Here is a 15,240-nt window from a genome sequence, read left to right on the forward strand (position 1 = left end):
TATAAAAAAATTATCATGATAACTATTTTTTATATTACTTTATTCAATTATTAAGTTTAATTATTATCCTGAATCTATATAAGGGTTAGAAAGAGTCGTCAATAACAATTATCATTCAATAAAAAATTTTGAGGAAAGGGGTTTTTGAGAATGATAAACCGAGAGTAGCTATGGATATTTAATTCAAATTAGAGATAAATATTCGTTACTATATCGTTTAATTTATAAGTTAAGAGCTCAACAATAAGATTAGGGAGGTTAATATCAAAAACAGTAGGAAATTTAAATTACATATTAATCGCCGATATAACTGTTTCGCAAAGACAATACTAATAATCTTAATATAAAAAACAATATGTTTTACCAACTGCAAGAATCTAATAAAACATATTGTCATTATTAATTTATAAATTATTTTTAATACTAAATAATTTCAGCAATAGGATCATCAGCATTAACATACGCACCTTCGGTATGAGAATGTTTCAAAATACCTTCTCGATGAGCTATTACTTGAATTTCCATTTTCATTGCCTCGATAATTGCAATCATATCACCTTGTTCAACCTTTTGATTATCCCCAACCAACCATTTAAACAAATTGCCAGACACTGGAGCTGGAACAATTAAATCAAGATTTGTGTTAGTGGTTACAACTGATTGGACTTCACTATTGGTCTGGCTGATAGATAATCCAGAAAATAGTTTCGCAGGCAAACCAAGCTTACAACGTTTACCATCAATTTCAATAAAGGTATGGGTCAATATATCTTCTTGCTGCGGAAGTTGCCTTTTTGCTGGTTCAAGTTCTGCATTAAAATCCGTTTCAATCCAACGAGTATGCACATTAAACTGCTGGCAAAAATCACGATGGTCTATCACTTTTCGATCAAATGGTAGCACACTAGCAACTCCTTCAATGGTAAACTCAGCTAATGCACGACGAGCTCTTGCCAAAGCCTGTTGGCGATTATTACCAACAATAATAAGTTTAGCCATGAGCGAATCAAATGTAGCAGGGATCACTGATCCTGCATTAACGCCACTATCTAAGCGAACACCTGGACCTGTCGGTATATCAAAATGAGTTATCGTTCCGGCCACAGGTAAAAAACCATTAGCAGCATCTTCTGCATTTATGCGAAATTCAATAGCATGCCCTCGCGGTTGAGGCATTTGTTTAATACTAACAGGTAATCCTTGCGCTATTCGTAACTGTTCAATAACGAGGTCAATTCCTGTTGTTTCTTCGGTCACTGGATGTTCAACTTGTAATCGAGTATTTACTTCTAGAAAAGACAGTTTACCATCCTGACTCAGTAAAAATTCAACGGTACCAACGCCAATATAATTTGCTTTAGCACAGATATCGATTGATGCTTTAACTATTTGTTTTTCTATTTTTTCATCTAAAAAAGGTGCTGGTGATTCTTCTATCAACTTTTGATTACGACGCTGTAAAGAACAATCACGAGTACCAACTACAACAACATTACCATGTGCATCAGCGATAACCTGTGCTTCAATATGTCGAGGATGATGTAAAAATTGTTCTAAGAAACATTCACCACGACCAAATGCTACCGTTGCTTCACGCACAGCTGAATCATAGAGTTCTTCTACTTCATCCATTTGCCAAGCAACTTTAAGTCCTCGGCCTCCTCCGCCAAATGCGGCTTTAATTGCAATTGGTAATCCATGCTTACGCGCAAATTCAACAACTTCTTTGGAATTTTGTACAGGCTTATCTGTACCGGTAACCAGTGGTGCCCCTACTTCGACAGCAAGTTGTCTCGCTTTTACTTTATCGCCCAAAATAGCTATTGTTTCAGGATTAGGACCAATCCAAATTAAACCAGCATCTTGCACCGCTTTGGCAAATTCAACTCGCTCAGACAAAAATCCATAACCGGGATGAACCATTGTCGCTCCTGATTTTTGCGCAATCGCAATAATCTTATCAATATTTAGATAGGTATCACTCGGTGTATTACCTGGTAATCCATAAGCTTCATCAGCCATTTGCACATGCAGTGCATCCATATCAACATCGGCATAAATCGCTATCGATGTAAAATTCATATCTCGACAAGCACGAATAATCCGAACGGCAATTTCACCACGATTAGCAATCAATACTTTATGTGCAACTTGTTTATTAATTTCAGACATGATTAACATGGCTCCCTTCAAATTCTTTAAAAACTCCAATCGGATTAAATTTTATTTTGGCATTAACTGGAATTTGACCAGCCAAATCCAAATGATAATTACATACTGCTGCAATAACCGGATAACCGCCTGTTAGAGGATGATCATTTAAAAATAGTACCGGTTGACCATTAGCAGGAATTTGTATTGCCCCCATACAAGTGCCTTCACTTGGTAATTCTTGTTGTTTTTCACGCTCTAAAGGAATTTCACCTAAAAGACGTAAACCAATACGATTTGATGCAGGAGTCACTTGCCACAATTGTGAAGTTAATTGTTGTATAGCTTGTTGTGTAAACCAATCGGTACGAGGGCCAAACATTATATCCAATTCGACAACATCATCTTTACATGGATAAGAGATAGCGGGAGTTTCTTCTAAAGAAAGCGCGTTAAAAGTTTGACCATTCTTGATGGTCAATGTTTGACCAACTTTTAGCGGTCTCGGACCGACTTGCGCCAAAGTATCAAAAGAACAACTAGCTAAGATCGGCTGAACTTGCAAACCGCCACGCACAGCAACATAACTACGTACGCCATACTGTACGTTACCTAAATGAACAATATCACCTTCTTCTAACTGGATCGGTTGATACATATTAGCAAAATAGCTTTCACCGCTAATTGTAGTAACTTTAATCTCACATGACGCCCCTGTCACAGCAATTAACATAGCGCTATTAATACGAGCTTTAAAACCACCTTGAGTTATTTCCAAAACAGCTTCATTAGTTGGATTACCCAGTATACGATTGGCACTATGCAAAGCTGCTTTATCCATTGCACCTGATTCTGAAATACCTAATTCAGCTTGTCCTATGCGACCATTATCTTGTAATAAAGTTTGAATTCCAGTGGCTAATATCTCAATATCTTGCGATTGCTCTTGTTGTTCAACCGGCAAGGTTACTTTTTTCGATTGTGGTAAGCTATATTTAGTGACAGTTTTACTTGCATCAATAAAATTTACTCGTGTACCAGGTTTAAAGAGTGCCGGCTCGTCACGATAAATATCCCAGACTTTAACGTTGGTAACACCAATCAGTTGCCAACCTCCGGGGCTTGCTTGTGGATAAACACTACTAAATTCACCAGCTAGGGCTACAGAGCCAGCAGGAATACGTACCCGGGGAGATTGACGGCGAGGAACGTTAAGCTGAATATCCTTCGCTACCATATAAGCAAAACCAGGTGCAAATCCACAAAAAGCAACCTGATATTCATTACTTGTATGTCTAGAAATAACATCAGCAACGCTAATGCCTAAATATTCTGCTACAAAGCCTAAATCCTCACCATTATAACTAACTGGAATGGTAACTAATTCACCTGATCTTAATTCCCCTGAAGATACATCTAATTGAGCTATATATTGGGCTAATTTATTTCCATCCATAATAATGGAATTATATCGAACTAACACAGTCCGAGCGGCTGGTATTATTTCATTTATATTCCATACATCTTTTTTATATTGTAATGCATCAGTTAATGCCATCACTTGTTCTAGAGTCTCTAACTCGACAAGCAGAGCATCAATATTAACTGGTAAAAAACGCATTATACACCTCTAAACACCGCAAAAAAGATTGCTTATAAGTAAATCTTTAATTGCTAATTACGGCAAATAATTGAATTATATTGTTGCAATACCTACTGCAAATTACTCATTAATAACATCGGTAAATGAAGCAATTTTAACGCCATTATTTTGTAATTGTTGGCGAACTCTTTGCGCCATCGCTAAAGCGCCCATACTATCACCATGAACACAAATTGATCCAGCATCAATCTCAACAAACTCGCCTTCAATTGATAGCAAACCGCCTTCATTAACAAGTTGTAACATACGATTGGCAACAATATCTGGATCATGTAAGACTGCACCAGCCTCCTTCCGAGAGACTAATGTACCATCAGTATGATACGCTCTATCAGCAAATGCCTCAGCAACAACTTTCAAGCCACTTTCTTTAGCCCAACTGATTAATGGTGATCCAGCCAAAGCGACTAACACAAGATGAGGATTAATCAGTCGAATAGCATCAATCGTGACCATTGCTTGGCGCTTGTCATGCGCTATCGTGTTATATAAAGCACCATGCGGTTTAACATAACTAACTTTAGCATCAATAGATTTTGCTAAGCCAGTTAATGCGCCAATCTGATAAATAACATCAGCAATTAATTCTTCAGAGCTAATATCCATATTTCGTCGGCCAAAACCAACTAAATCAGGATATCCAACATGAGCACCAATACTTACATTATTTAACTTGGCTGCTTTTAATGTTTTTAAAATCCCTTCTGGCGAACCGGCATGAAAACCACAGGCAATATTGGCACTACTAACAACTTTTAGCATTGCTTCATCATTACCCATTTGCCATTGACCAAAACTTTCGCCAAGATCACTGTTTAAATCAATAATCTTATTAGTAGTCATGATGCCCTTCATTTTAAATAATTAAAAATAGTGAAAACAGACATTGCTCCCATATACCATGTAATAGCACAGACCAAAAGTCCTGACCACAATAGCCATCGAGGATAATGATAACCAGACATTAAATCAGCCCGTTTCCATCCTATGTAAACAAAGATAGTTAAACCAAGCGGTAATACTAAACCATTAAACCCACCAGCAAAAACCAGCAATGATACCGGAGCGGTACCCATAATTAAATAAATCGCCAATGAGGCAACAATAAAAACAATAGTCGCAAATTGGCGTTGCTTTTCACTGATATTACGTTTAAACGGCGTAATAAAAGTCATCGAGGTATAAGCGGCACCAATAATACTCGTGATGGCAGCTGCCCATAATATCAAACCAAAAATACGCAAACCTAATTCGCCTAAAGCCGCCTGGAATGCTTGTGATGCAGGATTAGCGGCATAACTCGAAATATCGATTTTAACACCACTGGCTACTACACCTAAAATGGCTAAAAACAAAATATAACGCATTAAACCAACAACCATGATCCCTTTTGTTGCTGCACCAGATACATAGTCTATATGTTCTACGCCAACCATACCTTTATCAAGTAAGCGATGAGCACCAGCATAGGAGATATAACCACCGACAGTACCACCAACAATAGTTGTAATTGAAGCAAAATCAATTTTTGATGGTATAACAGTCTCTTTTAAAGCCTCGCCGACAGGTGGATGAGAAGCAAAGACAACAAAAAGCGTCAAAATGATCATTAATAAACCTAAACCAATCATTAGGCGATCAATAAAATTACTCGCTTTACGTGATGAAAATATATAAACCGCCATTAGAGCACTGATTGCTCCTCCCCACTTAGGATCAAGGCCAACTAATGCATTTAAACCTAAACCGGCTCCAGCTATATTGCCTATATTAAAAACTAAACCACCAAATATAACTAATATTGCTAATATATAGCCACTAAAAGGTATAGTACTATTAGCGATATCTGATGAGTTCATTTTTGTTAATGCAACTACTCGCCATATATTTTGCTGAACCACAAAATCTATAATGATAGAGGCCAAAATACCAAAACCAAAAGCAGTGCCAAGTGTCACGGTAAAAGTAGCTGTTTGAGTGATAAAACCAGGACCAATTGCCGAAGTTGCCATCAAAAAGATTGCACTAATCAGCGATGCTCGCCTATTTTTTACAAAAGCAATGGTACTGCTGCTATGATTTTCCATACGCATGTTCCTCTTTACTAAACTTCTCTATAATTATGATTAATCTGATATCAATATATGCAATTACTATGCCAATATTTCTAACATATTTCAAAAAACAATAGCAAATATAATTACTATTTTTTTAACAAAAAACTAATTAAAAAAAATTATAATGATTAATAATGTGCAAAGAATAAACCTATAGAGATAATTAAAATCATTTAATAATCATGCTATAACTTAATGAAGTTAGCAAAAAACTAAATAATAATTACTAATAATTTAAAAATAAATATTATATTTTTTTCAAAGATAATTATTTTTATAATAATTTGTAAATTAATTTGAATCACCATTGCACTATAATTGGGCAACTAACACAGTTATCTCCCTACCTATAATCCATCTATCTTATTTTATACACTTATCAAATGATTAAAGTTTATTGAAATAATAATCACTTTAATAACTCATAATAATTTACTTAATAATAAAAAAATTTTGAGGAAAGGGGTTTTTAAAGATAAACATAAAGGTAAATAGCTTGAAAAACTACTATAAAACAGGTTATTGGTTGACTGATGAGATAACATTTCCGCTTTACTTGATATTGAGATTAATAAATAATCATTCAAAAAGACAACCGTTAATATTTTCAGTTAATTCTAATGTTAGAGGTGCACATTATGAAAAGCACAAAATTAAATAATGGCATTGAAATGCCTATTCTAGGCTTTGGTGTTTATCAAATTGATGAAAAGCAGTGTCAGCAAGCGGTGTTGGATGCAATTGATGTTGGTTATCGTCTGATTGATACCGCAACAGCCTATCAAAATGAACGCCAAGTCGGAAATGCGATTAAAGTTAGTGGAATTGACCGAAAAGATCTTTTTATTACTACCAAACTTTGGTTAAATCGGGCTAGCTATGAAGGTGCTAAAATCCAATTTGAACAATCATTAAATTTACTACAACTAGATTATATTGATTTATATTTAATCCACCAACCTTTTGGTGATATTCATGGCGCTTGGCATGCGATGGAAGAACTTTATGAGCAAGGAAAAATCAGAGCAATTGGTGTTAGTAATTTTAGTCCGGATCGTTTAGCCGATTTAATGGCATTTAATAAAATAAAACCGGCCGTAAATCAAATTGAAATTAACCCTTTTAATCAACAATTACAAGCAGCCCCTTGGATGCAAAGTAAGACTATTCAGCCGGAAGCATGGGCACCATTTGCTGAAGGAAAGAATGATATCTTCAATCATCCAATTTTAACCGCAATTGGCCAAAAATATAATAAGTCGGTAGGTCAAATTATTTTACGTTGGTTAATTCAACGGCAAATTGTCAGTTTGGCTAAATCAGTTAGAAAAGAGCGTATGATGGAGAATTTTAATCTATTTGATTTTCAACTTTCATATAAGGATATGATCGATATCACCGCGATTGATACTGCAACCAGTGCATTTTTTTCACATAGCGATCCGGCCATTGTAGAGTGGTTGACTCAACGCCGACCAAATATTTAGTTTTAAAAAATTTACTATATATAGAAAAATCTAAAAAAAGCCGATATTTAACATACAATATCGGCTTTACAAATTAATTGTGATTTTTTTACATTTACCATTTAGCTCGTATGCCAACAGAAGCACTAATTGGAGCTTTCACTCTGGCATCGCCACCATGAGTCATTGTGTGACCAATTTCACTATATGCATTAATTTGATTATTAACTTCATAACTACCACCAATAGCTAATTCAGAACTGAAAGATTTAGCACCATTACTAAACTTAGTAGCAGCACTTTTACTAGCAAAAGTTACATGATCAGCACCACTTGGTGAATAGAAAAAGTTCAACCGTGCATAAGGGCGCCATAATTCATTATCAACTTTATAGTCACCTTCAAATCTAGCCCCAATACGCAATAGCAAAGCATTATTATCACTATGTTTTACTGTAGTTTTACCATTGATATGACTATCTTTTAAGTTTAACCATTGGTGAATCACTTGTGCTTGAGGTTCGATTTTCCAATTACTATCGAATAACCCAAATGGTTTGCCCGTTTCAATGGATGCATTCAAACTATTTGCTTTTTGTTTGCTATTTTTATTACTATTTGGATTTACATCAGCTCGGTGACGAGCAGCTTGTAAAACCATATCTAAATACCCCCCATCGTTTTGCATATAAGTGCTATAAGCAGCCATAAAGTATGAATTAATACCATTGCTACCTACCCGCCCATATCTACCACTAGCAAAGCCATCAACACTTAAATTACCATGTAGATAACCGAAATATCCCCCAATTCGCCAATCGTCATTTTGCCAAATATCACTACCCAATTGGAAACCTGAGTAGTTGCCTTTACTGTTTGCATTTGCTGTACCATTCTGTTTTACATTAATACGTTTAGTGATAATTCTTCCCCACCCTATTGATGAATCCAACAATGGCGCATTACCAATACGTTGATGTAAATTACTTTGCATAAGGTTATCTGCTAAACGAAGTTGTTCAGCTATTGCACCAAACATCGATACTTCTTTACGATAAGTTTTTATTCTGGCCGGTTTACCTGATTCAGGAAAGGGATTTATAGTTGGATCTGTAGGTTCTTGTGGATCACTTTGATGAGTTGGGTCTGTGGGATTATTTGGATTATTTGGCAAGTAAGAACGCAAATACCAGTTATTATTTTGATTGTTAAGATCACCTTTATGTAAATAATATTCATATGCACCCACATCTATATGCTCTTGTCGCATTTTAAAAGCATCATTACTACTTGATCCATCAACATGCACTAATTCAATACCATTTGTATTACTAGTATCAGCACCTAAACCATCAATATTATTAATCTCTATAAAAGTATTACCCGAAACATTACCCTGTACAAATAATCGATCAGTTGGACTATCACTATTTTGTACAACTGTATCAAAAATTAACTTACCATCATCCCCAATATAATCACCGGCAATCGTTAAACGGTCACCTGCAAATTGATTACCAAGGGTAATCACACCACTATTATAAACACTACCACTAATATTAGATTGGTGCAGACCAGATTTAAGATCCACCATAGCACCTGAATTAATAGTTAATTTATCAGTATTTAAATCGCCTGTCAGTGTTAGTCTAGCAATACTACTAAGATTAATATTTTCCCAGCCAATAATAGCCACATCACCTATCGAACCATTAGAGGTTGATGAACCAATAAGATGAGTATTAAGGTTAAGGCTATCAACATCAGACGATCCATCTACGCGAAATAATTTATTCCCCCCATCAACGACTGTCAATTGTGATATATCTGCACCCTCATTGATAAATAAGGTATCATTGCCAGTACCCAATCTAATTTGACCACTAACTTTAGAGCCATTATTAAGGGCAATAATTGAATCAGTTGTTTCATTTTTAATCGCAATACCACTAGCCGAGGAGACATCAGCGCCCTGATTTAAATTGATATAAGTTTTAAGACCTTCTTTACCAGAAGTATTAATACCTATACCCGTGATATTATTTTGGCTAACTACCTTTCCTGATATATCAAGTTCAGTCATACCTGTACCATTATTGGTCACCATAATACCGTTATCAAAACCACTGATGATGCCATTGGATTGTTTAACAAATAAATCTGTTGCGGTATCACCATTAGCGGCTAATATGCCTGAACCTTGATTAGCACTAATAACACCTTGAGCTATAACATTAGTTAACCCGCGTCCTTTATTGGTGAGATTAACGCCATTTATCTCTCCTTTAATATTACTATCCGCTTCTTGTTTAAAAGATAGACTACTAGTATTGGCATCATTAGCTACAATGATAGCATCTAATGTTTGGCTAATGATTTTACCTGCAACTTTAATATTCGTTGAACCTTGCCCATTGTTGGTAAGATTGACACTATTTAGCTTGCCATTAATCTCACTACCTCTATTTTGACTAAAAAGTAAGTTATAAGTAGCAGACTCTGCAACAGCAAAAATAGCGTCACTATTCTTACCTATGACTTTACCTGCAATACTAATTACCGTTGAGTTTTGACCACTATTGACTGCATATATTCCGTAGCGATTACCATTGATTTCACCAGCTGATTGGATAACAGTAAGATTTTTAGAGTTAGTACCATTTTTCACTGCTATACCATCACGTTGTTTACCGATAACGTTATCTGAAGTAGTAATATTGGTTAGTCCTTGGCCATTATTTTCTATATTTATAGCATCTTGATTACCGGTAATATTACCTTTTAATTGATTGATTTTTAAATCCGTAGCACTATTATTGTTAAACACACGGATTGCATCATTCTGATCACCAGTTACATTGCCTGAAGTAGTGATCGCGGTGGTACTTTTGCCATTATTAGTGATATACATGCCGTATGACTCCCCTTGCATATTACCATCTAATTGTGACACCGTGATATCTTGGCTATTTTGATCATTGAGTAATGTAATGGCATTATATTGACCACCAATAATATCACCTGATGAAGTTACTGTTGTTTTACCTCTACCTTTATTAGTAATATTAATCCCATTAGCATTACCTTTAATCTGGCCTGATGTCTGCATCACATTGACATCTTGGCTATGAATGTCATTATTGACTAAGATCCCTTCATTCTCTTCGCCAATGACATCACCAAAAGTATTAACATATGTAGAGCCATTACCATTATTATTAAAATTAATACCACTTTTTTTACCATAGATACGGCCAGATGATTGTTTTGCAGTTAAATTTTGGCTGTTTGTTTGAGTTACAGCATAAATACCATTACCTTGATAGCCTAATACTTGTCCTGCAGTTGAAATCGTTGTAGACCCAGTCCCTTTATGTTCAATATTAATACCATCTTGTTTACCATTAATATTACCTGATGATTGGATAATTGTAAGATCTTTGGTATTAGTCTCATTAACAGCGACAATACCATAATTAGTTTCTCCGGTTATATTACCTGAGCTACCAATAATAGAAGATCCATTGCCACCATTGTGAATATTAATACCATTAGATTGACCCAAAATAGTCCCTGCAGATTGATTAACCGTCATGTCGTGGGTATTAGCTTGATTAATTGCATAAAGGCCATCATTTTGTTGTCCACTGATTTCACCATTAGTAGTAATTAAAGTTGAACCTGTCCCTTGATTAGCCAAATTCATTCCATTAAGTGCACCTTTTATACTACCATCGGTTTGATTAACGTTTAGATCAGTTGTGTTGGCTCTACCCGTAGCCTGTATACCATCTTTTTGTTGTCCTTCGATCGCTCCATGGCTTGAAATCGAAGTTATACCATTACCATTATTAACTATATTTATGCCGTATTCTTTACCCGTAATTTCACCTTTTAATTGATTAAAGGTTAATTTATTAGTATTGGCTTGATTAGTAATATTTACCCCATCTTTTTCATTACCAGTAACTGTGCCTGAAGTTGTGACAATAGTTGATCCATTGCCATTATTAACAGCATTAATACCGTTTAATTTACCATTAATAACCCCTGAATTTTGAGTTACCGATAAATCATGCGTATTGCTGCTATTATTGGCATTGATGCCATCATTTTGTTGACCAATAATATTAGCTGTAACCGTAATTGAGGTAGAACCATTGCCCTGATTATTAGCTTTGATACCATTAAGTCCACCAGTAATAGAACCACCATTTTGTGAAATCAGTAAATCACCGGCATTTTGTTCATTAACGGCATTAATACCTTCATTTTCATCACCAACCACTTCTCCATTGGTAGTAATATTTGTTCTTCCTTTACCTCTATTATCAGCATTAATACCATTTTTTTTCCCATGAATATTACCTGCTGATTGAATTATTTTTAAACCTTGAGTATCACCATCGTTTACCGCCGAAATACCATCAAGTTCATCACCGATAACCGAGTCCGCAGTTGAAATTATTGTTATACCATGTCCATTATTTACGGCGTTAATTCCATTGGCTTGCCCATGAACATTAGCACCAACAAGTTCGGTAATGTTTAGATCTTGAGTAGAGGTGCTATTTATAGTTCTTATTCCATCACCTTGTTTACCCGTGACATCACTAGAAATCGTAATACCGGTTGAACCATTACCATTATGGTTAATATTAATACCATTTTTGCCACCAATAATATCTCCAGCAGATTGATATAAAGTAATGTCACTAACACTATTATCGCCAGTATAGTTATAACCATCATCATCAGATTCAATATGATTGGATAGTAATATTTCTACTGGATTGTTAAAGTTAGTAGCGCCAAAAAGTGTGTTAATATAAGCATTGATTTGTTTATTAGATAAATTTTTATTTACAATCTCATTAGTAACTTTTCGGGTGCAATTATTAACGAGCAATGAATTATCACACTGAGCATAACTCATTGGTGTCATGACTAATATTAAACTGATAGCTGGTAATAAATTAAGTAAAAATAATCGACTTTTAGATTGTGCTTTTTCTGATGTAACGATGTAGGCCTGACGTTGTGCATTCCAAACTAACTTAAATACTTTATTCATTATTTCCTCTCCAAAATAAATCTATATTGGTAAAACAACATTTTTATTTGAAAAATCTAATAGAGAATTTTTAAGTAGTGCTATTAAGTGCATGGCAATTTGCTTATTACAGCTAACAAATCAATAAAACTGTGGAGCGAGGCAAAATTTCGAATAAATAAAAAAAGACTTTATTTATCAATAACAATAAGACTAAATTAGTAAATAATTAAAAAAGAAAAAGAAAAAGAAAAACTATATTATGAATAATTTAAATTTTACAAAAAGAAAAATGACGGGAATAGAGTGCCATTTTTACCACATAGTAGGTAAATTGGCAATTAAAAGAATAAAATATATTAATGTGTCTAAAAAAGAAAATGAGTTTTATACGAGTGATTTTTTTTAGTATTTCCTAAATTATTCAATATATTATACGCAACAGCCTTTTATCTGCTCGGTTCAGATAATATAAACTTAATTATTTAATAAGTTAGGTGAGATTTTATTCGCTTGAAATAAGGTAAATTCTAAATCAACAAGATCATAAATACAAAACGGATCTAATTTCATAATATTTTTAACTTCTTCAAGTGAATCACTCATTACTACAATAATCGCACCTGTTTTATTCTCTAAAGGACCAGACGCGATAAACTTATTGTTGGCAAAATACTCATCTAAAAATTTATTATGTTCTTCAAATTTAGCTAACAATTCTTCCAAAGGTTTTTTAAACTTAAAAGTTACAATTATCATTATATATTCCTTATATATTTTAAATTATTTAGGTAAATCTTTAGCTAAATTTTTCAGAACTAAAAAGTTTGGCTTATTATGATCTTTAATCATAAAAAATTAACGATGTTTAATTGTGCAATCAAAAAATCAATCCGGATTTACTAGTAAATTCATTTTTTAGCTTTAAGATTTTTCAATAATCTATTAACTATCAATGGATGTAGTACAGACACTGGTGCCATATATAACTTGCCGATAAAATTATGATTTTTGACTGACGTAATTACATATAATTTATTTTGTTTATCATTATCTTCAATTAAACAAAGATGTAAACAAACATCTAGATGATGATCTCTAATGATTAAAGTTAATTTATTTTTTTCTAACTCCATCACGTTAAAAAAATGCACTATATCACCAATATTAGGTATATTTTCACTTAACTGTTCAAAACCTTTTATTGTTCTAATTCCTACAATTCTGCCTATAAAATCTCTCATCTGAAACAATATTTTAAGCCATTTCGGTTGAGATTGAATCATCATTCTATAAGCGTCATAAGCAGAAATATCTTTAGGAAGAGAGGTAGTTTGGTAACTTAAATAATTAATATCTTCCGCAATTAAAGTTACCTGATGGTTTAATAATCTATTTAATTTATTAATAATATTTGTTTTCTTAGCATCCATCACTAACTCAATTGGCAAGTAAATAAAATTATTAGCTAATTTTGTAGTATGATTATACATTTATCAATCAATAACATATAAATAATTATTACTTGCAGTTTTATTTAATTTTAGTTATTTCTCTACCAAACACCCGTTGAGGCGCCACCATCTACTATCATTGTCATTCCAGTCACAAATTCACTTTGCGTTAAATAAACAGCTGCATCAACGATATTTTGCGGATTGCCAATTTTGCCCATAGGAGACATTTTAGCTAAATTTTCTCTATCTTGTGCATTATGAATTGCATTTAGTGGGGTATCAATAACACCTTTAGCAATGGCATTCACTTGTATATTTGATGAAGATAATTCTAAAGCTAATGCTCGCGTATAATGTCGCTTTAACTCAAGATGCAGAGGCTGACTTAGCTGCCATTTATGACTATATAGCAGAGTATGACTGCTTTGAAAATGCCAATTACGTATTGGATGAACTATTAAAAACTGCTAAGAATTTAAGCCATTTTAATGAAAAATGCTGTATTCCTAAAGAGTTACTAGATTTAGGCAATCGTGATTATCGTCAAACCTTGTTTAAATCCTACCGGCTTATCTACAAAATCATCCACCAACAGGTCGTTATCTTTTTAAATTCCGATGACAGACGTGATATGCAAGCATTATTAACGCGGCGTTTATTAAGGTAGGGTGTATTACAAATTAGGGGTTATAAGGCTAATAATTAGCCGTTATTGCTATACCATCAATGACTTTTTATTCTATGGAATTATGTTATATTGATAACATTAACAAACTCATTCTTACACAGTGTACCTCATAATGGATATAAAACTCGTTAAAAACGATAAACGTTATATAGAAGGCACGGATGATATCTGCTAATCGTTCAAACAAGATTAGTAAGATTTAATTGATTTCTATCCACTAAACGTGACAGTTAAAGTTTAGGATAATACCATTAAAAATGGAGTTATAGTACTAATGGCCACAAGTCAGCATTAGTACAGTTTTAAACATAGTTACTTGAAACGATCGTCTAATAGTGCATACAAGTTTCTACGACTATCTATCACCATTTCAACAGAAACTATCTTTGTTGTTTCATCAATATAATAAATAATCCGATAGACCTTAAAGTTGATCTCTCTGTACTCTATCATCCCATACTCATAAAGTTCATAAGGATGAGAACCACGTTGGGGAAGTATCTCAAGTTTTTTAATAGTCTCTCTAAGCTGATTAAATACATATCTAGCATTTTCAATACAATCATATTTTTTAATATATTGGTAAATCTGGTTGATATCTTTACTGGCAATATCAACGATTTCAACTCTATATTTAACCGTCAT

11 protein-coding genes are annotated in these 15,240 nt (G+C 33.9%); 2 read left to right on the plus strand and 9 right to left on the minus strand.

Going from position 1 to position 15,240, the window contains the following annotated elements:
• Positions 1 to 423 precede the first annotated feature (423 nt).
• The 4 genes from H3T56_RS00690 to H3T56_RS00705 all read right to left on the minus strand — a co-directional run bounded on the left by H3T56_RS00690 (position 424) and on the right by H3T56_RS00705 (position 5,901).
• Entirely contained in the window at positions 424 to 2,172 is a 1,749-nt protein-coding gene (locus H3T56_RS00690) for a biotin carboxylase N-terminal domain-containing protein (RefSeq protein ID WP_198191774.1), read from the minus strand.
• Positions 2,165 to 3,772: a 5-oxoprolinase/urea amidolyase family protein gene (locus H3T56_RS00695; RefSeq protein ID WP_198191775.1), complete on the minus strand. Its 1,608-nt coding sequence runs from the start codon at positions 3,770 to 3,772 to the stop codon at positions 2,165 to 2,167. Before H3T56_RS00695 ends, H3T56_RS00690 begins: the two co-directional genes overlap by 8 nt.
• A gap of 102 nt (positions 3,773 to 3,874) precedes the next feature.
• The gene (locus tag H3T56_RS00700) at positions 3,875 to 4,657 is read right to left on the minus strand and encodes a LamB/YcsF family protein (RefSeq protein ID WP_198191776.1); all 783 of its coding nucleotides are present in this window, start codon (positions 4,655 to 4,657) and stop codon (positions 3,875 to 3,877) included.
• Positions 4,658 to 4,665: 8 nt separating this feature from the next.
• The gene (locus H3T56_RS00705; RefSeq protein WP_198191777.1) at positions 4,666 to 5,901 is read right to left on the minus strand and encodes an NRAMP family divalent metal transporter; all 1,236 of its coding nucleotides are present in this window, start codon (positions 5,899 to 5,901) and stop codon (positions 4,666 to 4,668) included.
• A gap of 668 nt (positions 5,902 to 6,569) precedes the next feature.
• Between H3T56_RS00705 and H3T56_RS00710 the strand changes: the two genes are divergently transcribed.
• The gene (locus tag H3T56_RS00710) at positions 6,570 to 7,418 is read left to right on the plus strand and encodes an aldo/keto reductase (protein ID WP_198191778.1); all 849 of its coding nucleotides are present in this window, start codon (positions 6,570 to 6,572) and stop codon (positions 7,416 to 7,418) included.
• A 94-nt stretch (positions 7,419 to 7,512) separates the two neighbouring features.
• Here the strand turns inward: H3T56_RS00710 and H3T56_RS00715 are convergent, their stop codons facing one another.
• The 4 genes from H3T56_RS00715 to H3T56_RS00730 all read right to left on the minus strand — a co-directional run bounded on the left by H3T56_RS00715 (position 7,513) and on the right by H3T56_RS00730 (position 14,215).
• On the minus strand, positions 7,513 to 12,471 hold the full coding sequence (locus H3T56_RS00715) for an autotransporter outer membrane beta-barrel domain-containing protein (RefSeq protein WP_198191951.1): 4,959 nt from the start codon (positions 12,469 to 12,471) through the stop codon (positions 7,513 to 7,515).
• A 456-nt stretch (positions 12,472 to 12,927) separates the two neighbouring features.
• A complete protein-coding gene (locus H3T56_RS00720; RefSeq protein WP_086360790.1) occupies positions 12,928 to 13,209 on the minus strand; it encodes a YciI family protein in 282 nt (93 codons plus the stop codon).
• A gap of 152 nt (positions 13,210 to 13,361) precedes the next feature.
• On the minus strand, positions 13,362 to 13,943 hold the full coding sequence (locus H3T56_RS00725) for a DUF2867 domain-containing protein (protein ID WP_086360791.1): 582 nt from the start codon (positions 13,941 to 13,943) through the stop codon (positions 13,362 to 13,364).
• Positions 13,944 to 14,005: 62 nt separating this feature from the next.
• Positions 14,006 to 14,215 carry an SDR family oxidoreductase gene (locus H3T56_RS00730; protein ID WP_254422568.1) on the minus strand — a complete coding sequence of 70 codons (210 nt, stop codon included), beginning with the start codon at positions 14,213 to 14,215 and terminating at the stop codon, positions 14,006 to 14,008.
• 32 nt (positions 14,216 to 14,247) lie between these two features.
• Here H3T56_RS00730 and H3T56_RS00735 point away from each other — a divergent pair, with 32 nt between their 5' ends.
• Positions 14,248 to 14,574 (plus strand): type II toxin-antitoxin system RelE/ParE family toxin, encoded by a 327-nt coding sequence (locus H3T56_RS00735; RefSeq protein ID WP_065651275.1) that lies wholly within the window; start codon positions 14,248 to 14,250, stop codon positions 14,572 to 14,574.
• A gap of 333 nt (positions 14,575 to 14,907) precedes the next feature.
• Here the strand turns inward: H3T56_RS00735 and H3T56_RS00740 are convergent, their stop codons facing one another.
• On the minus strand, positions 14,908 to 15,240 hold the full coding sequence (locus tag H3T56_RS00740; protein ID WP_086360793.1) for a type II toxin-antitoxin system RelE/ParE family toxin: 333 nt from the start codon (positions 15,238 to 15,240) through the stop codon (positions 14,908 to 14,910).

This window comes from Gilliamella sp. W8123 (assembly GCF_016101085.1).
GTDB lineage: Bacteria > Pseudomonadota > Gammaproteobacteria > Enterobacterales > Orbaceae > Gilliamella > Gilliamella apis.

Bases quoted from the DNA above. Each gene is read 5' to 3' on its own strand.
- H3T56_RS00690 (WP_198191774.1), bottom strand. From the start codon at position 2,172: ATGTCTGAAATTAATAAACAAGTTGCACATAAAGTATTGATTGCTAAT.
- H3T56_RS00695 (WP_198191775.1), bottom strand. From the start codon at position 3,772: ATGCGTTTTTTACCAGTTAATATTGATGCTCTGCTTGTCGAGTTAGAG.
- H3T56_RS00700 (WP_198191776.1), bottom strand. From the start codon at position 4,657: ATGACTACTAATAAGATTATTGATTTAAACAGTGATCTTGGCGAAAGT.
- H3T56_RS00705 (WP_198191777.1), bottom strand. From the start codon at position 5,901: ATGGAAAATCATAGCAGCAGTACCATTGCTTTTGTAAAAAATAGGCGA.
- H3T56_RS00710 (WP_198191778.1), top strand. From the start codon at position 6,570: ATGAAAAGCACAAAATTAAATAATGGCATTGAAATGCCTATTCTAGGC.
- H3T56_RS00715 (WP_198191951.1), bottom strand. From the start codon at position 12,471: ATGAATAAAGTATTTAAGTTAGTTTGGAATGCACAACGTCAGGCCTAC.
- H3T56_RS00720 (WP_086360790.1), bottom strand. From the start codon at position 13,209: ATGATAATTGTAACTTTTAAGTTTAAAAAACCTTTGGAAGAATTGTTA.
- H3T56_RS00725 (WP_086360791.1), bottom strand. From the start codon at position 13,943: ATGTATAATCATACTACAAAATTAGCTAATAATTTTATTTACTTGCCA.
- H3T56_RS00735 (WP_065651275.1), top strand. From the start codon at position 14,248: ATGCTCGCGTATAATGTCGCTTTAACTCAAGATGCAGAGGCTGACTTA.
- H3T56_RS00740 (WP_086360793.1), bottom strand. From the start codon at position 15,240: ATGACGGTTAAATATAGAGTTGAAATCGTTGATATTGCCAGTAAAGAT.